Source organism: Rothia aerolata (genome assembly GCF_014635585.1).
In the GTDB taxonomy this organism is placed as follows: Bacteria; Actinomycetota; Actinomycetes; order Actinomycetales; family Micrococcaceae; genus Rothia; species Rothia aerolata.
The window spans coordinates 1,204,406-1,226,048 of the sequence record NZ_BMDC01000001.1; the positions used below are offsets into that span (position 1 = coordinate 1,204,406).

Annotated in this window: 21 protein-coding genes, 1 tRNA gene and 1 riboswitch; of the genes, 9 read left to right on the forward strand and 13 right to left on the reverse strand. The window is 58.4% G+C overall.

Translation table 11 applies throughout. From position 1 onward, the window contains the following. Positions 1-48: 48 nt before the first annotated feature. Positions 49-2,616 (reverse strand): DNA helicase PcrA, encoded by a 2,568-nt coding sequence (gene pcrA / locus IEV00_RS05400; protein ID WP_188359247.1) that lies wholly within the window; start codon positions 2,614-2,616, stop codon positions 49-51. A 100-nt stretch (positions 2,617-2,716) separates the two neighbouring features. On the opposite strand from pcrA, the gene IEV00_RS05405 reads away from it, so the two are divergent. Together IEV00_RS05405 and IEV00_RS05410 are read left to right on the forward strand one after the other, a co-directional pair. Continuing rightward, positions 2,717-3,397 (forward strand): hypothetical protein, encoded by a 681-nt coding sequence (locus tag IEV00_RS05405; RefSeq protein WP_188359248.1) that lies wholly within the window; start codon positions 2,717-2,719, stop codon positions 3,395-3,397. Between the two features lie 132 nt (positions 3,398-3,529). Next, entirely contained in the window at positions 3,530-4,489 is a 960-nt protein-coding gene (locus IEV00_RS05410) for a putative endonuclease domain-containing protein (protein ID WP_188359249.1), read from the forward strand. 30 nt (positions 4,490-4,519) lie between these two features. On the opposite strand, the gene IEV00_RS05415 is transcribed toward IEV00_RS05410, so the two are convergent. After that, positions 4,520-4,592, reverse strand: a tRNA-Arg gene (locus IEV00_RS05415). 73 nt (positions 4,593-4,665) lie between these two features. On the opposite strand from IEV00_RS05415, the gene IEV00_RS05420 reads away from it, so the two are divergent. Next, entirely contained in the window at positions 4,666-5,643 is a 978-nt protein-coding gene (locus tag IEV00_RS05420) for a DUF4031 domain-containing protein (protein WP_188359250.1), read from the forward strand. A gap of 29 nt (positions 5,644-5,672) precedes the next feature. Here the strand turns inward: IEV00_RS05420 and IEV00_RS05425 are convergent, their stop codons facing one another. The 3 genes from IEV00_RS05425 to IEV00_RS05435 form a co-directional block, all read right to left on the reverse strand. Continuing rightward, positions 5,673-5,903 (reverse strand): hypothetical protein, encoded by a 231-nt coding sequence (locus tag IEV00_RS05425; RefSeq protein ID WP_188359251.1) that lies wholly within the window; start codon positions 5,901-5,903, stop codon positions 5,673-5,675. Between the two features lie 240 nt (positions 5,904-6,143). Beyond that, positions 6,144-6,761, reverse strand: a complete 618-nt coding sequence (locus IEV00_RS05430) for a C40 family peptidase (RefSeq protein WP_229723073.1) — start codon at positions 6,759-6,761, stop codon at positions 6,144-6,146. A gap of 2 nt (positions 6,762-6,763) precedes the next feature. Then, positions 6,764-6,912: riboswitch (cyclic di-AMP (ydaO/yuaA leader) on the reverse strand. 483 nt (positions 6,913-7,395) lie between these two features. After that, positions 7,396-8,088 (reverse strand): metal-dependent transcriptional regulator, encoded by a 693-nt coding sequence (locus IEV00_RS05435; protein ID WP_188359252.1) that lies wholly within the window; start codon positions 8,086-8,088, stop codon positions 7,396-7,398. A 355-nt stretch (positions 8,089-8,443) separates the two neighbouring features. On the opposite strand from IEV00_RS05435, the gene serC reads away from it, so the two are divergent. Further along, positions 8,444-9,565 (forward strand): phosphoserine transaminase, encoded by a 1,122-nt coding sequence (serC, locus tag IEV00_RS05440; RefSeq protein ID WP_188359253.1) that lies wholly within the window; start codon positions 8,444-8,446, stop codon positions 9,563-9,565. A gap of 97 nt (positions 9,566-9,662) precedes the next feature. Here serC and IEV00_RS05445 read toward each other — a convergent pair whose 3' ends face one another. Beyond that, on the reverse strand, positions 9,663-10,988 hold the full coding sequence (locus IEV00_RS05445; protein ID WP_188359254.1) for an MFS transporter: 1,326 nt from the start codon (positions 10,986-10,988) through the stop codon (positions 9,663-9,665). An 85-nt stretch (positions 10,989-11,073) separates the two neighbouring features. After that, complete coding sequence (locus IEV00_RS05450; RefSeq protein WP_188359255.1) at positions 11,074-11,517, reverse strand: DUF3027 domain-containing protein; 444 nt, start codon at positions 11,515-11,517, stop codon at positions 11,074-11,076. Between the two features lie 120 nt (positions 11,518-11,637). Here IEV00_RS05450 and IEV00_RS05455 point away from each other — a divergent pair, with 120 nt between their 5' ends. From IEV00_RS05455 to IEV00_RS05470, 4 genes are all read left to right on the forward strand, one after another. Beyond that, on the forward strand, positions 11,638-11,895 hold the full coding sequence (locus tag IEV00_RS05455) for a hypothetical protein (protein WP_229723074.1): 258 nt from the start codon (positions 11,638-11,640) through the stop codon (positions 11,893-11,895). A gap of 42 nt (positions 11,896-11,937) precedes the next feature. Beyond that, complete coding sequence (locus tag IEV00_RS05460; protein WP_188359256.1) at positions 11,938-12,642, forward strand: response regulator transcription factor; 705 nt, start codon at positions 11,938-11,940, stop codon at positions 12,640-12,642. A 3-nt stretch (positions 12,643-12,645) separates the two neighbouring features. After that, complete coding sequence (locus IEV00_RS05465) at positions 12,646-14,106, forward strand: sensor histidine kinase (protein ID WP_229723075.1); 1,461 nt, start codon at positions 12,646-12,648, stop codon at positions 14,104-14,106. A 213-nt stretch (positions 14,107-14,319) separates the two neighbouring features. Then, positions 14,320-14,610, forward strand: coding sequence for a WXG100 family type VII secretion target (locus tag IEV00_RS05470; protein ID WP_188359257.1), 291 nt, complete (start codon positions 14,320-14,322; stop codon positions 14,608-14,610). A gap of 91 nt (positions 14,611-14,701) precedes the next feature. Here the strand turns inward: IEV00_RS05470 and IEV00_RS05475 are convergent, their stop codons facing one another. Together IEV00_RS05475 and IEV00_RS05480 are read right to left on the reverse strand one after the other, a co-directional pair. Next, on the reverse strand, positions 14,702-15,682 hold the full coding sequence (locus IEV00_RS05475; RefSeq protein WP_229723076.1) for a ribonuclease HI family protein: 981 nt from the start codon (positions 15,680-15,682) through the stop codon (positions 14,702-14,704). Between the two features lie 2 nt (positions 15,683-15,684). Beyond that, the gene (locus IEV00_RS05480; protein ID WP_188359258.1) at positions 15,685-16,266 is read right to left on the reverse strand and encodes a GNAT family N-acetyltransferase; all 582 of its coding nucleotides are present in this window, start codon (positions 16,264-16,266) and stop codon (positions 15,685-15,687) included. 71 nt (positions 16,267-16,337) lie between these two features. Here IEV00_RS05480 and IEV00_RS05485 point away from each other — a divergent pair, with 71 nt between their 5' ends. Next, entirely contained in the window at positions 16,338-17,135 is a 798-nt protein-coding gene (locus tag IEV00_RS05485; protein WP_188359259.1) for a 4'-phosphopantetheinyl transferase family protein, read from the forward strand. On the opposite strand, the gene IEV00_RS05490 is transcribed toward IEV00_RS05485, so the two are convergent. The 4 genes from IEV00_RS05490 to IEV00_RS05505 form a co-directional block, all read right to left on the reverse strand. Further along, on the reverse strand, positions 17,132-18,220 hold the full coding sequence (locus IEV00_RS05490) for an isochorismate synthase (RefSeq protein ID WP_229723077.1): 1,089 nt from the start codon (positions 18,218-18,220) through the stop codon (positions 17,132-17,134). The two genes, IEV00_RS05485 and IEV00_RS05490, sit on opposite strands and share 4 nt — an antisense overlap. A 103-nt stretch (positions 18,221-18,323) precedes the next feature. Further along, positions 18,324-18,944 (reverse strand): TetR/AcrR family transcriptional regulator, encoded by a 621-nt coding sequence (locus IEV00_RS05495; protein ID WP_188359260.1) that lies wholly within the window; start codon positions 18,942-18,944, stop codon positions 18,324-18,326. Between the two features lie 102 nt (positions 18,945-19,046). Further along, positions 19,047-20,192 carry a 23S rRNA (uracil(747)-C(5))-methyltransferase RlmC gene (rlmC, locus tag IEV00_RS05500; protein WP_188359261.1) on the reverse strand — a complete coding sequence of 382 codons (1,146 nt, stop codon included), beginning with the start codon at positions 20,190-20,192 and terminating at the stop codon, positions 19,047-19,049. Positions 20,193-20,216: 24 nt separating this feature from the next. Continuing rightward, a complete protein-coding gene (locus tag IEV00_RS05505; RefSeq protein ID WP_188359262.1) occupies positions 20,217-21,569 on the reverse strand; it encodes an MFS transporter in 1,353 nt (450 codons plus the stop codon). Positions 21,570-21,643: the final 74 nt, after the last annotated feature.

Genomic DNA, 21,643 nt, shown 5'->3' on the forward strand with positions numbered 1-21,643 from the left:
GAGAAAAATCATCAGCAGATTTATTATCGGCATCACCGGCCCGCTCCCCTACAGCTTGGTAAGGGGCGCGTAGCGCAGCAGCAGGCGCTTCTCTTCACCGGCGAACTTCACCTTGGCAACGGTCTTATCCCCTGCCCCTTCCAGGGCAAGCACCACACCCTCGCCAAAGGACTTGTGTTCCACGCGGTCACCCACCGCCAGTACCGGAATCTCCTTTTTCTGCTGCACTCGGGCGGTATTCTGGCCGCGGGTTGCCTCGCGCAGACCGTAGCCGGCGGAGCCGTTCACCGCGGCGGTGGAGGGCTCCGCACTCCGGCGGGCGGCGACGTCCTGCCCTGAGCCCCCGCCAAAGGACGGCGCGTCGAAGCGGGAGGTGCGCACCGGTGACCCCCAGCCACCGGAGCGGCCGCTACCGAAGCCCATGCGGTTTCCCATGCCAGAACCCAAACGCTTCCAGTCGATGAGATCCTCGGGGATTTCTTCTAGGAAAGGCGAGGGCGGGTTGAACTGGGGCTGACCCCACATCGAGCGGTTCTCTGCGCGGGTGAGGTAGAGGCGCTCCATAGCGCGGGTGAGCCCCACGTAGGCCAGGCGGCGCTCCTCGCTCATTTCCTTTTCATCGGTGAGGGCGCGCTGGTGGGGAAAGAGCCCGTGTTCCATGCCGGTCAAAAAGACCACGGGGAATTCCAAGCCCTTAGCGGTGTGCAGGGTCATCAGGGTAATCACACCCTGGCTGCGGGCTTCGGCAACCTCTGCGGCGATCTGAGCGGCGGTGGGGCCCTCGCCGTCGTCGCTTGCCCGCGGCTTATTGGGAATCTGGTCAGCATCGGCCACCAGCGCTACGTGTTCCAGGAAATCTTCCAGGCTTGAGCCGGGGTTATCGGTCTCGAAATCGCGCACCGCATCGACCAGCTCGGAGAGGTTCTCCACGCGCGATTCGTCCTGAATATCGGTGGACTCGCGCAGAGCCTGTAGGTAGCCGGTCTGCTCTAGCACAGCCTCGAGGCAGGTGGCGGCGTTCTCGGTGGCGGCCAGCTGAATGAGGTCATCTACCAGCTGCACGAAAGCCCGAATCTTCTTGGCACCGGCGGCTCCCATACCCGGAATATCCTCAACCTGGCGCAGGGCAGCCATAAAGGAAATGCGGTTGCCCTCGGCAAAGTCAGCCACCACTGACTCCGACTTGGCACCAATACCGCGCTTGGGTTCGTTGAGAATACGGCGCACGTTGACGTCGTCATCGGGGTTGACCAACATGCGCAGGTAGGCGAGCGCGTCTTTGATTTCCTTGCGCTCGTAGAAGCGGGTACCACCGACCACCCGGTAGGGATGGCCCACGCGCATGAGCATATCTTCTAGGCTGCGGGACTGCGCGTTGGTGCGGTAGAAGATCGCAACGTCGCCGGGCTTCACGCCGTGCTCGTCGCGCAGGCGGTCAATCTCCTGAGCGATAAAGCGGGCCTCGGCGTGCTCTGATTCAGCCACGTAACCGGTAATTTTGGCGCCTGCCCCCGAAGCAGTCCAGAGCTTCTTGGGGCGGCGATCCTTATTCCGCTCAATCACCGCATTGGCGGCGGAAAGAATGTTTTGGGTAGAGCGATAGTTCTGTTCCAGCAGAATGGTGCGTGCATTAGGATAGTCGGTTTCAAAGTCGGTGATATTGCGAATATCAGCCCCGCGGAAAGCATAAATCGACTGGTCAGAGTCACCCACCACGGTCAGCTCTGCCGGGGGGACGGCGCTGGGGTAGGGGGTCTGCTCGTTTTGGTTGCTCCCGTGGGCACCCACCAGTTCCCTCACCAGAGCGTACTGGGCATGGTTGGTGTCCTGATACTCGTCTACCAGAATATGGCGGAAACGGCGGCGGTAATACTCCGCTACCTGCGGGTTGGCTCGCAGCAGGTGAACGGTCTGGGCAATGAGATCGTCAAAATCCAGGGAGTTAGCGGCCCTCAGCCTTTGGGTGTAAGCCTTATACACCTCGTTAATGGCCTGGTCCCAGGGGTTAGAGGGGTTCATATTCCGAGCAAAATCTTCGGAATCAACCAGCTCGTTTTTCAGCTGAGAAATCTTATTCTGCAGGGTCTTGGGTGCAAATTTCTTGGGGTCAAGGTTGAGCCCCTTGGCCACCAGTGTGATCAGGCGCAGGGAATCAGCCGAGTCATAAATAGAGAAGGTGGATTTCAGCCCCAGGGTCTTAGCCTCGCGGCGCAGTACCCGCACGCAGAAGGAGTGGAAGGTGGAAATCCACATATTCTTAGCCCGCGGACCAACCAGCTGCTCAATGCGTTCCCGCATCTCAGCAGCGGCCTTGTTGGTGAAGGTAATGGCAAGAATCTGCCCCTGGTGGGCCCTGCCGGTTGCCAGTAGGTAGGCTATGCGATGGGTCAGCACGCGGGTCTTACCCGAGCCAGCCCCGGCCACAATCAGCAGGGGCGAGCCGGCGTGGGTCACAGCGGCAGCTTGCTGCTCGTTCAGCCCCTCGGTGAGCTGGGCCGCCCGGTTTTGTTCTTCTTCAAAAAAAGCCGCCGGCGCATACTCGTTATCCATGCCATAACCAGACACCTGGTAGGCAGGGGGCATAAAGCTGTCTTCTTCATCAAACAAATAATCCATCGCACCCACCAGTCTAAACCGAACACTTATTCTAATTCCGGCACATTGCGTTAAGCTTAAGACCTGAAATATCAATAGCCAAGCACAGTTAGAGAACCCCGTGGCACTCTCCAAATCTCAGAAAGCCCGCCTCTACGGCGAAAACACCCAGGCCGAGTCCAAGAAGCCCGTGCCCTCACAGGTTTCCCGGCCCGCGCGCCGTCCTCTCAGCAAGGGCGAATACACCCACCGAGACATGCGCGCTGAGCCTGAGAAGAACAGCTCCTTTATGTTCGCCGGCGTTGCCTTTGTAATCGGTCTTTTGCTCTTTGGCTACTATCATTTCTGGCTGCTGCCAGAACTGGGTTCGCTTGCGGGGGTCTCCATGCCGGAGGCCCGCCTCTGGTTCAATGCCGACGACGCTTTTGCTATCAATCAGGGCCTGGGCGCCGACAATATTGTGCAGTACCAGGCGGTTCATCGCTCAACCGGTCTGATTCTGCCCCTGATTCTGGCAGCGGGCTGGCTGGGAATGATTTCAGCCTCCAAGTTTGAGCTGGCGGTGCGCCGCGCCATGATGATGGTGCCCCTTGCCTACGCGGTGATCTTTATTGTTGGCGGTTTTGTGATTGACATGGCCATTGCAAACCCCAACGGGCCGGTTGGCCTGGCTGCCCTCTTGGTGCTTCTTCGCTGGATTCTCTTTGCTCTGATGCTTGCCCAGCTGGTCTTCATGGCGATTCGCCTGGTGCGTGGCAAGCTCAATGCTTTTGCCGCGGGAGAGCTACCGGAGCAGAGGTAATAATTTCCACAGGTTGCAATTTTGGGGCTTAAAAGGCCCTTTTAAGACCCAAAATTGCAAGTTTTTGCACATACTTATCCACAATTAAATATTTTTAATGCTTTTTGATTTCATTTGAGTCAAGATAAGGCTATGAGCAAGCCAAAGAACCACCCCTCCTTACCCCTCTACACGCTCCAGGACGCCGCCACGCAAGGTCTTTCTCGAGAGCAGGTCACCCGCAGAGGCACCCAGCGTGTTGCCCACACCCTTTATCAACGAGAGGGGTATCAGCCCAGTGAAACCGAACTTTTGCTGGCGCAAGCCCGCACCATGCCCGGCTGTATTGTCACGGCAATATCGGCGGCAAAGTTGCTGGGGCTTCGACTGCCTCCGCGTCTCTTTAAGGAGAAAAAACTTTATGTTGCGCAGGGAGAAGCCGCTAGCCAGTTTCGACGAAAAAATATTCGCTGTTCAACAGCGAGTATTGAACGACATGAAACTGTCGTCATTCAAAATATTCGTTGCACAACACCCTTGCGGACTTTTCTTGACCTCGCAAAATTTCTAACAGTTCAAGAGCTCGTTGCGGTAGCTGACGGGCTTCTTGTATTTCACCAGCACCGAAGAGACCAAAATATTCCGCTGGTCAGCCGAACAGAGTTTGAGGAATTTCTAAGTACTTCAAAGGGCAAAGCCGGTATCTCAAAATGTCGTGCGGCCTACCAGCGCGCTGTCACCGGAAGCGATTCCTACATGGAAACAGCGCTCAGGCTTATGCTCGAAGATGCCGGGGTTCAGGGAATAAGCTGTAACATTCCTATCTTTGACGACTTCGGCTATCTTCTCTTTCAGCCCGACCTTGCCTTGCAAGAACTCAAAATCAGTATCCAATACGAGGGCATTCACCACGGCGAAAGAGACCAGATTCGCCGTGACGTGCGCCGGGCACGGGCCGTTAAAGAGGCCGGCTGGGTGGAAATTCGCATCTTTCGCGATGACTTTTACGAAAAAGTTTTTTATCAGGGCGACTTCGTGCCCCGGGCCCTCGCCCTGGTTTTAGAAGTAATTGCTGAAAGAAGAGCATTTTTGGGTCTTAAACAGGCGGTTTAAGACCCAAAAATGCAAGTTTTCGCTTTAGTGTGCCCTCGAATGGATTCGAACCATCGACACCCGCTTTAGGAGAGCGGTGCTCTATCCCCTGAGCTACGAGGGCGAGTCTATTTAGACTCACAACAGTATAGTGCTTCTTTTGGCATGAGCATAACCGGGCGTGTAAGACTGAGACCATGGCTATTCTCATCGACCCGCCCGCCTGGCCCGCCCACGGCACCCTATTTTCGCATTTGGTTTCCAACGCCAGCATCACGGAATTACACGATTTTGCCCGTAAAAATAGCCTCTCTCCCAGGGCTTTTGACCTCGATCATTACGATGTTCCCGCCGAACTCTTTGACCGCCTTATCGAAGCTGGCGCTGAGCCTGTCACCGGTGGCGAGCTCACCCGGCGACTTATTCACTCGGGTTTACGGGTGCCATTCAAGGAGCGGCCCAAGAAAATCCGTGGCACTTTGCTCAAGCTGTGGAATGAGAGGCTACCGGGCAACCAAGACCTCGGTGAGCACCTGCTCGATCAATGGGAAGAGCCCCACCGGAAATACCACAACAGTGCTCATTTGCTCGAGATGCTGACCGCGCTCGAGACCCTCTATGGCGAACACGAGCCGCCGCGCGCCGTGCTACTGGCGGCCTGGCTACACGACATTGTCTATGAGGGGCAGCCCGGGCAGGACGAGCGCGCCTCGGCTGAGTTTGCCCGCGATGTGCTGACGCCGCTGGTGGCGGAGAATCAGGACGGCGCTGCGCTAGCACCTGCCGAGGTGCAGGCGGTTGCCGGGCTGATAGAGCTCACTACCGAGCACGCGGGAGAAGCTGACCAAAGTATGGAAGAAGCCGGGCTGGGAGCAGAGGATATAGACCGCTTCTTTGATGCTGACCTGGCGATTTTGGCGGCCAAACCCGACCGTTACCGCCGCTATGTGAGCGGGGTGAGGGCAGAATATGAGCACGTCAGCGACGAGTTCTTTAGGATGGCTCGGACAGAAATCCTGGAGGGCTTCTTGGAAAGAGAGCAACTCTTTAAAAGCGAAAGGGCCCGGAGCCTCTGGGAGGAGAGGGCGCGGGCGAATATGAGGGCGGAACTGGAGAGGCGGCACGGGCGCGCGGCACCAACTGGCTCGGGGCTGGCATTAAGGGATGTTGGCTGAGGCGCTCTATTACCGCGCCCGCTCCAGCCCTAATGGCTCTTCCGCTGCCCCTTCTTCTTGTACATCACGCGGGAAATCAGCAGGCCAATAATAATGCCGATAGCACCTGCGATGGAGACCCACATGGCTGCGTGGCCCAGGAAGAGGGAGATAATCAGGCCGACGATGATGCCCGGCACGGCACCGGCCACCATGCCAATGGCCATAAAGGTGAATTCCTGGTCTGAACTTGAGGTGGGGCTTTCAAACTGAGTAGGCATAGAAACCATTCTAGTAGTAGCCGAAAACGGGTATAAAAAATGCGGCCCACTGCTGGTCGTTCTGGGGCCGCATCAACCAAACACGTTTGTTCGGTTTGAAGTTCCTTGCGCAGGGTCTAAGACTAAACCTGCAAGGAAAGTCTTTGCTTTACTCTACCCGAAAATAAGACCAGAGGGTAGAGATTTAAGAAAAGGGAGCACCGGGGTGCTCCCTCCCTCATGATGAGAGATTAATTCTAATTAGAAAGCGGTGTAGTAACCGTCTACGGGCATGAAGCCGCCACCGTCAACAGCGGTGATCTGGGTACCCTGTGAGGGGTTCAGAGCGGAGATCATCTTGCCATCGCCAACGTAGATGCCAACGTGTGCGTAGCCGTTGGTGAAGACGATGTCACCGGGCTGGGGGTTTGAGGTCGGCTTCAGCTCGGTTGCCATGGTGTAGGTGTAGGCGGTCAGGTTGATGCCAGCCTTAGCGTAAACGTAGGAAACGAAGCCGGAGCAGTCCCAAGCCTTGTAGGACTTGCCGCCCCAAACGTAGGAGCCACCGATGCCGTCGTATGCTGCGTCGATAACGGTCTGGCGATCACCGGTGAGACCACCGGGCTTGTTGTCGCCACCCTTGGGAGTGGACTGGGTAGCCAGACCGGTGTTAGCTACAGAAGAGCTTGAAGAGGTGTAACCGTTGTAGTCGTAGGAAGACAGAACGGGTGAAGTAGAAGTGGTAGTTGAAGAAGCAACGGGTGCTGCTGCGAATGCGTTTGCAGGAGCGATGGAACCAACCAGTGCTGCAGATGCTACTGCTGCTACGGATGCGTTGCGTACGATGTTGTTCTTCTTAGCTGCCATGTGCTTAGCCATTGTAGTAATTCCTCCATTGCCTCACGAGGTAAGCTGTCGGGTTCGAGTAGAAGGTTCACTCGGCTACTAGAAGTAGCTTCACCCCAAGGGCTCTTAGATCAAGAACCCAAAGAATTGGGTCCCCCGCTTCTGCCATAAGCATGTTTATGTTGTTTGTTCCTTGATCTGGTGAACAGTGGCAGAACTAGGCGTGTCTGTTCTCAAGGGTGCCTCGCCGACCAGTGCTCGGCACGGAAGAAAACATTACACACCCCCAGAGGAAATGTCACGCTTTGATAACGGAACCGAGGCTTTTTGAGGTGAGTTTTCCACAGGATCGCCAAAAAATCCCACGGAAAACACAGTGGGCTTACTATTACATCTTCTGCACTTACTTGATTTTCAGGGCTTCAGCTTGGTAAAAACCCACACAGAAACCCACATTTACCAACATCACGATTTGGTAACAAAATCTGAAAATTTTTTAAGAAACCTATGCCACACACCCCTTGCCAACCCTCAAATCAACATACTGTGTGACTCGTGTAACTTATCTTTCGTCCCCTGAAAAGAGGTAGAAAGGCCACCCCTGTCCCCCAAGCACACAAAAGCCCCGCGCCTAGAACCAGGCACGGGGCAGAGAAAAAGAAAAATCCTAGCGCTTCACCACGATTGCGTCGGCAACCTCCTGGTTCAAGCGCAGGCTGCTGGTCTCGCCGTCGGCGGTGACCTTCACATAGCCGTCGCCGTCGTCCAAAATCGAAACGGTGGAGCCGTACTGAATACCGGCATCCCCCAGCTGCTCCAGCAGTTTAATATCGGTCTGAATGAACTCGGGGAAACGGGAGACGGTAAAACGGTCTTCGGGGCCAGAGTCGCGGGCGGCAATGCTCATGGTCACGGTACGGCGGTCGTTGGTGCTGCTTTCCCTACCCAGCTCCTCAAGGCCGGGAATGGCGTTACCGTAGGGAGAGAAGGTGGGGTTGTGCAGAATGTCCATGAGGCGGCGCTCAACGCGTTCGCTCATCACGTGCTCCCAGCGGCAGGCCTCGTCGTGAATATAGGCAATATCAAGACCAATCACATCTGCCAGAAGACGCTCTGCCAGTCGGTGCTTGCGCATTACCTCAACGGCGCGCTTGCGGCCCTCTTCGGTCAGTTTCAGCGAACGGTCTGAGGCAACTTCAACATAACCGTTCTTCTCAATGCGCGCCACGGTCTGAGAAACGGTGGGGCCGGAGTGGTCCAGGCGCTCAGCAATGCGGGCGCGCATGGGGGTAATGCCCTCTTCTTCCAGTTCCAAGATGGTGCGCAGATACATCTCGGTGGTATCAATAAGATCAGTCATGCTCTTGGTGATTTCCTCTACCTCTGGCGCGCTTGTGGTGTGCAAGCATCTTGTCTGTGATTCGGTTTCAATTCGATTTTATCTAGGGCGTTTACCCCATAGGGGTATAACCACCGGCAGGCAGCTGATATTCCCTACTCCTACTTATGATAGATGTCTCCAGCCAGCTGAAGAAATGTGTAAGATTACGGCGGTTTGCTCAGATGCTGAAATTATTGCCGCATTTTCAGCGTGCTGGTGGTCTCAGCTTAGTCACAATTGCACAATAGAGGTGCACAGTAGATGTGAGCCGGCTCCCCCGGGAGCACAAACCGAGAGCGCATCCCGCCCAGGGATCGCATGATTTGGAGATAAAGTGACTGAGTTTCCCACCATCCCGAAGGATATCCTCCCCGCCGATGGCCGCTTTGGCGCCGGCCCCTCGAAGGTTCGCCCCGAACAGGTTGCCGCTGTTTCTACCGCCGGTGAGAAGTTGCTGGGAACCTCCCACCGCCAGGCTCCCGTGAAAGATTTGGTGGGTGAGATTCGCACCGGCCTGGCTCAGTTCTTTAAGGCCCCCGAGGGCTACGAGGTAATTTTGGGTAACGGCGGTGCCACCGCTTTTTGGGACGCCGCTGCTTTCGGCCTGGTACGTTCCAAGGCGCAGCACCTGAGCTTTGGCGAGTTCGGCTCCAAGTTTGCCAAGGCAACCGATAAGGCTCCCTTCTTGGAGGCCTCAAGCATCATTAGCTCCGAGCCCGGCACCCGCCCGGCCCCCGTTGCCGAAGACGGCGTGGATGTCTACGCCTGGCCCCACAACGAAACCTCCACCGGCGTGTTCGCCGAGGTGAAGCGACCTGCCGGTATTGAGGACGACGCTCTGGTGGTTATCGACGCCACCTCAGCTGCCGGTGGTTTAGAGGTAGATATTGCCGAGACCGACGTCTACTACTTCTCGCCCCAGAAGAATTTTGCCTCCGACGGCGGCATTTGGCTGGCCCTCTTCTCCCCCAAGGCGATTGCCCGCGCCCAGGAAATCGCAGAGTCAGGCCGCTGGATTCCCGACTCGCTCAACCTGGTGACCGCCATCGATAACTCGCGCAAGAACCAGACCTACAACACCCCCGCCCTTGCCACCCTGGTGATGCTCAACGAGCAGATTAAGTGGCTCAATGAGAACGGTGGCCTGGACTTCGCGGCTCAGCGCACCGCTGACTCCGCCCGCCGCGTGTACGACTGGGCGGCGTCGTCATCCTTCGCCACCCCCTTCGTGCAGAAGGAGGAAGAGCGCTCCAGCGTAATCTGCACCGTGGACTTCGATGAGTCTGTGGACGCCGCCGCTGTGGCTAAGGCGCTGCGGGCCAACGGCGTGGTAGACACCGAGCCCTACCGCAAGCTGGGCCGCAACCAGCTGCGCATTGCCACTTTCAGCGCGATTGACCCCGAGGACGTCTCGGCGCTGCTGAAGTGCATTGATTACGTGGTTGAAAACAAGTAATGCTTTCGTGGGTACGCTGGCTGGCAACCTCCCTTAAACGCCAGCCCCGATGCCAGTTGCCAGCCAGCGTACCCACTTCAGCCTGTATGTTTCTTAACTAGCGAGGTTGCTGCACCTCAATAGCGGCCGTGGTGACCGGCGGTTCTTCGGAATCGCCGGTTTCTTCTTTGTCTAGCACCTCGCGCCGCAGAACAAACTTGGTCTTAGCAGAGCGGTCAAAGCTCAGGTGCAGGTGCTGGGAGCGGTAGTACCAGCCCAGGCCCACCGCCGCAGCCAGCAGGCCCGAAGCCGTGGCAAAACCCAGGCCCCAGCGAGCGCCAAAGAGGTCATTGACCAGGCCCACCAGAGGGGCCCCCAGCGGGGTGCCGCCGATAAAGAGCGCCATGTAGATGCTCATCACTCGGCCCCGCATTTCGGGCTCGGTGGTGATTTGAATATAGGCGTTGGCCGAGGTGGCAATGGTTAGCAGGGCAAGGCCCGAGGGAATCAGCGCCAGGCCGAAGAAGTAAATGTTGGGCGAGATTGCCGCCAGGAAAGAGCAGAGGCCAAAGCCGGCCGCCGCAGCGTAGATGAACCTCAGCCGCGGGCGGTCTCGCCGGGCCGCCAGCAGGGTTCCGGCCACCGAACCGATGGCCATCACCGAATTGAGCAGGCCGAACTCGCCCGCGCCCTGGCCAAATTCGGTAGTTGCCATGGCGGCAATGTGCAGGGCGGAGTTCATGCCGAAGGTGCCAATCAAAAAGACCGCCACCATCACGGTCACAATGTCTGGCCGGGATTTGAGGTAGGCAAAGCCGTCCCTCATGCGGCCCGCGCCCTTCTTAGAGCGGGGCATCACCCGCAGTTGGTCATTTCTAATAGCCAGAATGGCCGCAATCATGGCGAGGAAGGTAACCGTGTTGCTGAGAAAGACCGGGCCGGTGCCGATAGCCACCACCATCACACCTGCCAGGGCGGGGCCGATGAGGCGGGCAGAGTTAAAGGAGGTGGAATTCAGCGCCACAGCGTTGGGAAGATCCTGGTCAGAGACCAGCTGGGAGACAAAGGTCTGCCGCACCGGGGCGTCAAGGGAAGACACAACGCCTAGGGCCAGGGCAAAGATATAGACGTGCCAAATCTCCACCCAGTCGGTAACCACCAGCAGCCCCAATCCCAGAGCCAGCAGTCCCATGGCAGACTGGGTAAAGAGCAGAAGTTTTCGCAGGTTCGCCCGGTCTGCAATCACCCCGGCGTAGGGCGCGAGAAAGAGCTGGGGGCCGAGTTGCAGGGCCATCACAATGCCCATGCGGGTTGAATCGTGGTCAGAAAGCTCGTTGAAAACCAGCCAGTCCTGGGCGGTACGCTGCATCCAGGTGCCGATATTAGAAACCAGCGCCCCGATAAACCAAATGCGGTAGTTGAAAATCCACAGCGACCTAAACATGGGAGATTTCCCCACCACCGGCGCCGGGCCACTTGCAGGATAGCTTTGACCTTGACTCGTAACCATCAACCCTCTCGACTAGCTCTTATTCTTCGTCAGCTTCCTCAGCGTCGTCCAACCCCTCCAGCTCCTCAAGATCAGCGGGAGCGATATTCTTCAGGCGCTCCGCCCAGGGCACCCAGGCGGGAGCCAGCAGAGCGTCGTCCCCGGGCAGAAGCCCTACCTCGCAAATAGTTGCCCGCTTCGACCGCGGTGCCCGCGAGAGAGTGGCGAACCAGAACCAGCCGCGGTAGCCGGGCAGGGTGCACTCAAAGAGGTGGGTGGTCAGCCGCTCTTCCTCACCACGCAGATGGTGCACAGAGCCAATCGAAGTCTCGGTGGTAATCTCAAGAATTCCCGCGCGGGCAACGTCAATGGCTTCGGCAAGAACCGGATCAACCTTGGTGGTGCGACGACGCTTGGTCACCGCACCCAGAGTGGGCTCAGTATCATTCTGTGGTTCAGAAGTAGCAATAGTATCCGTAGACATACTCTCTATTAAAACAGGCTTTTATTCTCAGGTCGCCAGCAATTGTCAGATTTCGCGGTTCGCTAGATATATTTGAGAGAGAAACTAAAGATATTTCCGCACAGCCCTGGAGTGATCATCGTGGCACCGGTCCAAAACAACCTACCCTTTACCTCAGCCATTCGATTCCTGGGAGCTCTCGGGGGTCTCTGCGCGATTATCGGCGTGGCCTCCGGGGTGGTGATGTTGCTTCTGATGTGGGCCACCGGTTCCGCACCGCATATTCTCACCCAGCTTTCGCTACTGCTGGTGCCGCTGGCGCTTCTGCTGCTGGTGATTGTGATGATTCTGTCGGTGCTACGGCGCCGGGCATCGGGTTCACCAGCTGGCACTCGTTAAAGATTCAGCCAGCACTCAGGTTTAGAGAGCAGAATACTAACCGTGAACACTAATCAACCTGAAGCAAAACTACTGGTAGTAGACGACGAACCGAACATTCTTGAGCTATTGGCAACCTCTTTGCGCTTTGCCGGGTTCGAGGTAGTCACCGCTTCTAATGGTCGCGAGGCCCTAGAGAAGGCAGAAACCGAGAACCCCGACCTGGCGGTTCTCGACGTCATGATGCCCGACCTCGATGGCTTCACCGTCACCCGCAAGCTGCGCGCTGCGGGGCGGCTTTTCCCCGTGCTGTTTTTGACCGCTAAAGACGACACCGAAGACAAGGTCACCGGTTTGACCGTGGGCGGCGATGACTACGTCACCAAGCCCTTCAGCCTGGACGAGGTCGTGGCCCGCATCCGCGCCGTCCTGCGCCGTACCCAGCAGACCGAACTCGACGACTCCCGCCTGCGCGTGGGGGATTTGGTGCTGGACGACGACGCCCACGAGGTTTTCCGCGGCGACCGCGAGATCGACCTTTCCCCCACCGAGTTCAAGCTGCTGCGCTACCTGATGCTCAACCCCAACCGGGTGCTCTCCAAGGCGCAAATTCTTGACCACGTGTGGGAATACGACTTCAACGGCGATGCCTCCATTGTGGAGTCTTACATCTCTTACCTGCGCCGTAAGATCGATAACGTTCCCGATCAGCAGCCCCTGATTCACACCAAGCGCGGTGTGGGTTACCTGCTGCGTACTTCAAAGTAAATCGTGGAGAGAATCAAAAAAACTTTTGGCCAGCTGGGTGCGCTTTCACTGCGAACCCAGTTGGTTCTTTTAACCGGTCTGTTGCTGGCGCTGGCGATTTCGGTGACCTCGCTGGTGGCGATTTCTGCCCTGCGCGGGCAGATGACCAACCAGATTGATGACGAAATGCGTTCCAACACCCCGGCGCTGGTGAGCTATATGATTACCAACCGGGAGCTTCCCTCAGACGGGCCGCTGATTCGTTTTCAGGCCTACCTGCTCGATGATAACGGGGCGATTCTCAACTCAATTACCAGTATTCGGTCTGACGACTCTACCCCTACCATTACCGACTGGAATGCCGAGACTGTCTCGAAGTACTCGGGCTCTGGAATTACCGTTGATTCTCAGTCGGGCGCTACCCAGTGGCGGGTGATGCCCATGCGGGTCAAGGCCGGCGGCACCGAATATTCGGTTTTGGTTGCTACCCCACTCACCCAGATGAATGCCTCGGCAACCCTGGTGGCGCTGTTGACCCTCACCTTTGGTCTGGCAACCCTCTTTGCCTCGATTGCCCTGAGCTGGGTGATGGTCACCCGCACCTTTGAGCCCCTGGCTCAGGTAGAGCGCACCGCGGCCCGAATCGCCGCCGGTGACCTCACCCAGCGTATGAACAACTACAACCCCTACACTGAGATTGGCCACCTCTCGGTTTCTCTGAACAAGATGCTCTCTCAGATTGAGAAAGCCTTTGACGCCCAGAAACGCTCCGAGGTGAAGATGCGCCGCTTTGTGGGCGATGCCTCCCACGAGTTGCGTACCCCCTTGGTCTCTATTCGCGGTTATTCTGAGCTCTACCGCCAGGGAGCCCTGCCCAATGAAGAAGCGGTAGCAAGCGCCATGAGCCGCATTGAAGCGGAGTCTAAGCGCATGGGCCAGCTAGTGGAAGACCTGCTCACCCTGGCCCGCATTGACGAGCGACGGGAAACCGAGAACAGGCAGGTTTCCCTGCTCTCTATCGCCACCGACGCCTCCAACGATGCTTTCGCAACCGCCCCCGACCGCGAGGTTGAGGTGGTGGGCTTACAGGACGGCGCTGAACCCACCGAGGCACTGGTCTACGGCGATGAGATGCGCCTGCGCCAGGTGGTTGCCAACCTGATGACCAACGCCCTGCGCTACACCCCCGAGGGCTCCCCGCTGGAGATTGCGGTGGGAACTTCTGTTCAGGACGACGGCACCCGGCTTGCCGAGGTTCAGGTACGCGACCACGGCCCCGGTATTCACGGGGAAGAACGCCAGCGGGTTTTTGAGCGCTTCTACCGAGCCGATACCTCCCGCACCAGGGAAACCGGCGGCACCGGTCTGGGTCTTTCCATTGTGGCCGGTATCGTGGAACAGCACGACGGTAGCGTGGAGATTCTTGAGACTCCCGGTGGCGGTGCCACCTTTGCCCTGCGCTTCCCGCTCTGCGAGAAGGCGTAACTTTCGGTCTTATATGTGGATAAGTCGGCCAAACTGTACACCCGGCTGCTGTGGATAACCATTTTTTAGCCCGCTGGGGCGGTGGTTATCCACAGATTTGTTTGAGGCCCTCTTTTCTCTTCTTTTCTGCCCTAGTCTTAGAGCAACCGCAAGAATTAATTTGCGGTAAAAACTATCAAGAGTTATCAAACTCTAGATTTGAGGAGAAAGATTATGGCTCAGTTTGTTGTTGATTCCGATATTATCGCTGCAAAAAGCGCTGCTGCGCGGGCTCAGGTTGATGCGATTGTTTCAGAGGTCAACGGGTTGACCGCCTCCCTGCAGGATTTGCAGAACTCCTGGACTGGTTCAGCATCGGTGAACTTTCAGGGTGTGCTCAATAGCTGGCGCGCTACCCAGCGCCAGGTAGAGGACTCCATTGCCCAGATTAACGAGGCGCTCTCCCGGGCAGGGGTAAACTACGCCGATACCGAGTCGGCGAACGCGGCGATGTTCCTGGGGTAGGTTCTCGCTCAGAAGCCAGGTTCTGTGCACGGAGCCGTTCACTAAGCGGCATTTTGCACAGAAGCCGGCTCCTGAGCATTTTGGGGAGGGGTTAGCAGGCCGTCTCCTGGCGGAAGTGCAGCAGCCAGGCACCAATCTCGTTGCGGTAGTTCTCCCGCACCCACACGCTAGAACGCAGCACCTGCCCGCGCGGCGTCGTCACCCGTGAGACAACCAGCGCCGCAGACTCACCCAAAAGCTGGGCGCTCACCGGCTCCGGCTCCCCCACCGAAACAAAAGCCCTCTCCCGGTGCTCCAGAACCGTAGCCCGGTCAGCGGTGCGGCCAGCAGGAGTAATCCAGCAGAAATCCTCGGTGAGCAGAGAATCGAGCTTCTGCTCATCGGTGTAGACCTCTTTGCGCAGCAGCAGATCCTCCTGATGGGCAGCTAGACGCTCAGGGCCAATCTCGGCGATGCGGGCGCTGTGCTCTTCTTCCTCAGCCCGGTCAGAGTCCTCCACCGCATCGCCGGTGCTCGCTGTCGAGTCAGAGTCAAAGGAGTCGAAAGAGAAGTCCACCGCCTCTTCAGAACCCGCCGAGCTCGCAGAGTCCCGGTCTTCCCCGAACCCGGGGCCAGCCTCAGGAGCCTCTCCCTTTTTATAGGCGGTGGCGGCAGCCCGGGCCAGCTCGTCTACGATTTCGTTGAGCTCATGACCGGCATGGCCCTTGACCCACTCAAAGGTGTATGTGCGGCCTGAAATAGCCCGGTCTAGCGCCTTCATGAGGTCCTGGTTCAGCACCGGCTTGCCGTCTGACTTCTTCCAGCCCTTCTTCTTCCAGCCGGGCATCCACTTGGTGATGGAATCAATGGTGTACTTGGAATCGCAGAAGATATGCAGGGGGCGGTCAGCCACATGAGCGGTGGACTCGAAAAGATCCAGCACCGCCTTGAGCTCGCCCATGTTGTTGGTGCCCTTTTTCCAGCCGCCAGAGGCCCAGTGGTCTTTATCGATGTACCATGCCCAGCCCGCCGGGCCGGGGTTGCCCAGGGCGGAGCCGTCTGCGGCTGCAATAATCGGTTTCTGGTCGGTCACAGTTACTCCTGGGGTTCTGGGGTGAGTTCAAGATTGAGCGCCCGCCGGTGCTCGCTCAGGGGTTTTTGAAAAGCGTGGAAGGGAAATCCTGCGGGGGTCTCAGCCTGCCGGTGGGCGTAGCCGGTTGCCCGGTAGAGCGCCACCGCGACGGGCTGTTTGGGACCGGTGGTGAGAAAAACGTGGTCGTAGCCCATGCGGGCTGCCTGGTTTTCGAGTTCGGCCAGCAGGTACTTTGAAAGCCCCAGGCCCCGGAACTTCGGGTGGGTCCAGATCCGCTTGAACTCCGCTGAGTTTTCAAGTGCCAGGCTATCGTGGGTGCGCATGAGGGCACCCCCGGCAACGGCTTCTCCCCCGCTGAGCACCAGCAGAAAGGCGCCGCCCTCTTCGGGGCTAAAGGCGGAGGCGGGGTAGGAATTGATTTCCTTATCTTCCTCGGCTGCCCGGGCCTGAGAGGGGTAGAGCCGGTCGTATTCGCCCTGCAGGTCAGCGAGCATGAAGGCGGCCCGCGGATCGTCCATGCCGGTATAGACAAATTCTAGGTTCGGCAGGGGTGGCGCCGGTGCGTCAATCAGGTACTGAGCCATAGTTCAAGAATAAACGCGCCGGTAGCGAGCGCCCAAACCGCGAGTACCCGGGCGCCTGTAAGATAGCGGGTATGGCTTCTTCGCACGCTCAGCAGGTTGATGTTTTTGTGATGCCCTCTGCTGTTTTGCGTTCCGGGCACGGCGTCAATTGGCTTTCTTTTGTGGGGATTGCCGAGCAGATGAAGGCCGCCGAGTACCGCAGTGCCGATGATGCCACCCTCTACGCAGCCCAGCAGACCCTCATGCGCGCTATGGCCGCCTCTGCCCTGGGGGTTAGGCCCACCGCCGCAGCCGACATTCCGGTAGACCGTAGCTGCCGTGTCTGCCGGAACAGCAGCGAGCACGGCAAGCCCCTCATTGCCGGGGTGAACCTCAGCATGTCGCGTACCACCGGTATGGTGGCGGGTGCTCTTACCAGCGGGGATATGACCGAGGACGGCGCCGCCCGGCTGGGTGCGGATATCGAGCGGTTGCGCGGTAACTTTTTAGACGGTTTTGACCGGGTAGCTCTCACCGAGGCGGAAACCACCGCTGTTGAAGCACTTGATAGGGAGACCGCCCAGCTACTGCGGCTTCTCCTCTGGACCGGCAAAGAGGCGGTGTTGAAGGCGACCGGTCACGGCCTGGTCGCCGGGCCTGACGCGGTGGAGTTTAGCCCCCAAGACTTTCCCCGCGACCCAGCCGCCGTGGCAGGTTTCTCGACCCGCGGCGTCCTCACTCTTGCCGGCCAAGAAGCCCAGGAGTTCTGGGTGGGCTGGCAGGTGCAGGGCGAATACTTTATTGCGGTGGCGCTCGACCGCCCGCTGGAACTTAAGCTCCACCCGGTGACCACCCCGCTGGAGGTCAAGAGGATTATCGAGGCAAGCTAGCGGGTGGTAATGCCCAGCGCCTTGCCAAAGGAGCCGAACTTGTTGCCGGTCTCGGCGTGCTCCCCGGCGGGGGTGGAGGCAGCGATGATTCCTGCCCCGGCAAAGAGGGTGGCGGTCGTCGAGCTGATTTCAGCACAGCGCAGCACCAGCGCCCATTCGCCGTTGCCTCGGGAGTCCATCCAGCCCACCAGACCGCCGAAGAAGCCGCGGTCAAAGTCCTCAAGCTCTTCGATCAGCTTCAGAGCCCGGTCGCCGGGGAAACCACAAATCGCCGGGGTCGGGTGAATTGCCCGAGCGCCGTCCAGGGAGCTCAGCCCCTCGCTGAGTCGCCCGGTAATCTTGGTGCCCAGGTGCCACAGCTGCGGGGTTGCCACCAGCTGGGGCACGGCGGGCACAGCGATGTCTTCGCACAGGGGAAGCAGGCGGGTACGAATATCGTCTACCACGGTGGAGTGCTCGGCGCGGTCTTTGGGCGAGCGCATCAGCTCTTCACCAATCTGAGCGTCGTCGGTGGAGCCAATCTCTGCCTCGCGGGCGGCGGTTCCGGCCAGTGGGAAGGTGGTAAATTCGCTGTTTTCGGTGCTGAAGACCAGCTCGGGTGAGGCCCCCATGAGATAGGAGTCGGAGCCGGGCAGTTTCGCCGAGAAAACGTAGGCGCGGGGCTGCTGCACCAGAAGATTGTTGAAAATCTCCCGGGGTGCGGGAGCGCCCTGCCCGTAGTGGGCACACAGTAGACGGGAGAGCACCACCTTATCGAGCTCGCCGTCATTCATTCTCGCCACGGCTGCCGCCACCGCCGCGCGAAAGTCGGGGTTATCTATTCCCTCTACGGAGTCAGGCTGGGGTAGCTGAGTCTCTTTCCCGGCCAGCGGTGCAGAAATTTCCAGATGCTCGGGAACCATCAGCTGCGCAGGCCGGTCTGGATGGAAGGGCACCAGGCCCACCACTCCGCTGCCCCGCTGGCGGGCAACGGCTAGCGCCTCGGTAGCATCAACCTGCTGCATTGCCCCGTGAGCCCGCACGCTGTGCTGCGGGGTGGAAAGAAGAAAGGGAGCAAACGTGCTCTGTTGCTGATTCTCCGGCACGGTTTTCCTTTCCTCTGACAAATAAGACTGACCCCTCTACGGTACTACTGAAAACGCCTCTACCGCGAAACCGACGGTAGAGGCGTTCGTCAAAGAAAAAACTTTAGCTATCAAATATTGAGGTCTCAGACTTGGTCACCCGATACATGAGCTTATCGAAGTGACTATCAACCACAGCCAGGGTCTGGATCACGCGCTCGGGAGAATCGGCAAAGTTCTTCTCGGCCCAGTCGTTAATCACCGCAATACAGCCTGAGACATGGTACTTGGCCAGCACCTGAAGGTCATCGCGGGTGATGTCATCGGTAACGTCGCTCCAGAAAATCTCCAGGTAAAGAGTCTCAAACAGGTGGGCGAGCTCCTCAAAAAACTCCCGGGTGCTGGAACGGGTCAGCAGCATTTTAAAGATCTCTTTGCGGTCGTAGACATAATCGACCATCATGCCAAAGACCTCTTCGCCGTTCATGTTCTTACCGCGCTCAGGGTCGGGAGCAACGATCGTCTCTAGCCCCGCCACCACAGATTTCTGAATGGTCTCGTAGAGGGAGGGAATATCGGAATAGTGGGAGTAGAAAGTGGCACGGTGAATATCGGCCTTCTCAGCCAGCTCGCTGACGGTAATGGAGTTAATATCCTTGGTTGCCATCAGCTCTGCAAAAGCCTGCTCAATCGCTTTCTGAGTGCGGCGAACACGGCGGTCTTGCTTTTGCGGTGTCGAGCTCACTTTTCCCCTAATCTTGGTAGGTATCTTCCACAAATTGCGGTTGCTTTGTTGATTATATTACTCACAGAGAAAGCTAAATATTGAAATAACCCGCTACCATTTCTATTTTTTGCGTTCAAGCAAAGTAATCACTTCATAGTGGTTCGTCTGGGGGAACATATCCAGCACCCGGGCCTTAGCCACCCTAAAGCCGGGCATACACTCAAGGTCTTTGGCCAGGGATCTGACGTTGCAGCTGGAATAGATCACCGTCTGAATTCCACTGGTTTGAACCCAGTCAGCCAGCTTCTCGCCTATGCCTCGACGGGGCGGGTTCACCACCAGCAGCTCAGGATAATCCACCGGTGCCGCCGCCAGCGCAAACTCGGTGGCGTCGGCGGCTTCAAAGTGCATGTTCTCTAGTTTGAGCTCGCCCGCCGTACGCTGCGCACTGGCAATCGCCTCGGAACTGACCTCAATACCGGTGACTTCAGCGGCGCCGTCCAGCACAGTAGCCGCGTGCAGACCAAAGCCGCCCACCCCGCAGTAGAGATCCCACAGGCTGCGCGGGGCAGCCTGCGCCACCCACTCCCGGCCCTGATGGTAGAGGGCATCGGCAATGGCGGTGTTGGTCTGAAAGAAAGACTGGGGGCGCAGGTGCAGACTCAGCTCGCTCAGCTGCATGGGTAGGGTCTGAGCCTCGGTGAGGATAATCTCCTCGGCCCCCTCTACCAGGGCAATCGGCTCGCGCAACAGATTGACAGAAACCACCGTCAGCCCCGGAATCTCAGCCTGTAGACGCTGGATCTCACGGCGAATCGGCACAAGTAGCTTCTTAGACCGCAACACAAACCGCACCATTGAGGCGCCGTTGGGCGAGAGGGTCACCAGAATATTCTTCAGCTCCCCCTTTTGAGTTTTGATGTTGTAGGGGGTCAGCTGGGCCCGCTGAATCAGGGCGCGGAAAACCGGCATCATGGCCGAAAGCGCGGGTTCGTAGAGACCGCACTCGGAAAGGTCAGAGCCGATTCCGGTACGGGGATTGACAATACCCAGGGTGGGCTCCTGAACGCTACCGGCCACCACAATCTTGGCCTTGTTCCTAAAACCCTCTTCAGCAGAGGCCACCGGCTCTAGCCAGTCAATCTCGCCAAAGGGGCTCAGCAGTGCGCGTGCCTCGGCGTCCTTAGCCTGCACCTGCTGCGTGTAGGGAACACCCATCTGGGTGCAGGAGCGGCAAATGTTGGCGTCAAAGTAAGGGCACTGCATGGGGAACTATTCTACCGGAGCCGGTTAAAGGTCCATGGTGGTGGGGCCGGTGCGCAGGTAGTTCACGGTCTTCTCTACCCCCGAGATTCCAATCAGCAGGCAGGTAAACCAGATAGCACCGGCAGGGCCAACCGGCGCTGCCACCGCACCGGCCACCAGCGGAATGGTCACCTGGCCCAGGCGGTTGCCCAGTAGCCGCACCGCCAGCGCGGGCGAGCGCCAGGAAATGGGTACCTCTTTGACCACCATGGTCATGGTCAGCGGCTGCGCAATTCCCACGAAGAAGCCTGCTACTACCATGGCAATCACCGAAACCACTGCGCTGCCCAGGGTCAGCGGAGTCAGCGCAATCAGCACGGAACTTACCAGCAGGGAGGTAATCACCAGCTGGCTGCGGTTCCAGCGGCGGCCCAGACTCGACAGTGAGAAGCGGGAGACAATGGTGGCCGCCGACCGAATCGCCAGCAGCACTCCAACCCAGGCAGGTGAAACCCCAACAGCCTCGCCCACCAGGGGCATAAAGGAAATCAGAATATCGGTCACCGACAGCATACCCAGCGAGGCAAACATGTTGGAGAGCACCCCGTGCCGCTTGAGAATTTTAGCCGTGGTTGCTTTACCGGGGTTCTGGTCGCCCTTCTTTTGGGAGGACGACGCCGCCCGGCCGCCCGCCGCGGAGTCGGCCCGAGCGTCGTCCTTGATCTCCACGGTGGCAGTCTGCTCAACCACCGGGTTCTGGGAGGTAATCGGAATCTCCGCGGTGAGGGCGGGCATCTCTTTCAGGCGCACCGGCCAGAGCATCAGCGGCACCGAGAGAATAGCAAAAGCGGCCCCCACCCACAGGGCCAGGTTAATCAGGTGCATGCGGTCGCCGCCGGTGCTGGTGCCCAGCAGCAGACCACCCAGCAGGGGGCCCAGCATCTGGCCCGCAGCGATACCGGCAGTCTGCCAGCCAAAACCCTTATCGAGGCTGGCGTCGGTGGAGTAGCGGGTGACCGAAGCCTGCGAGGCAATCACAAAAATCAGGTGGCCGAAGCCCAGAAGAACGCTGGCTATAGCAACGCCGGTGATATTGGGGGCCAGAGCCATGACCGCCGCGCCCACACCAATCAGAATGCCGCCGTTCATCACCGTGTGGCGCAGGTTCTTAACCCGCTGCGTGTACCGGCCAAACCAGATAGCCAGGAAAACCGGCACCAGCGCGTAGAGGGCGGTCAACGCACCAATCAGGGTTTCGTTAGCGCCCATCTCAATCAGCTTGTAGCTCATCTGCGGCCGCGCCATGTTCAGCGCGGTCTGGCTGGTGAAAGCGAAGGCGACCAGGGTCCAGAGCCAGGCCTGAGGGCGGGACGGCGTTGCTTGGGCTGTCTGCGACATGGCGGCTCTTTCTGGTCTCGGGAATTTGGGCGGCTATTATTCTACGCCTAGGCAGGTCTATCTCGCCGAGGTGC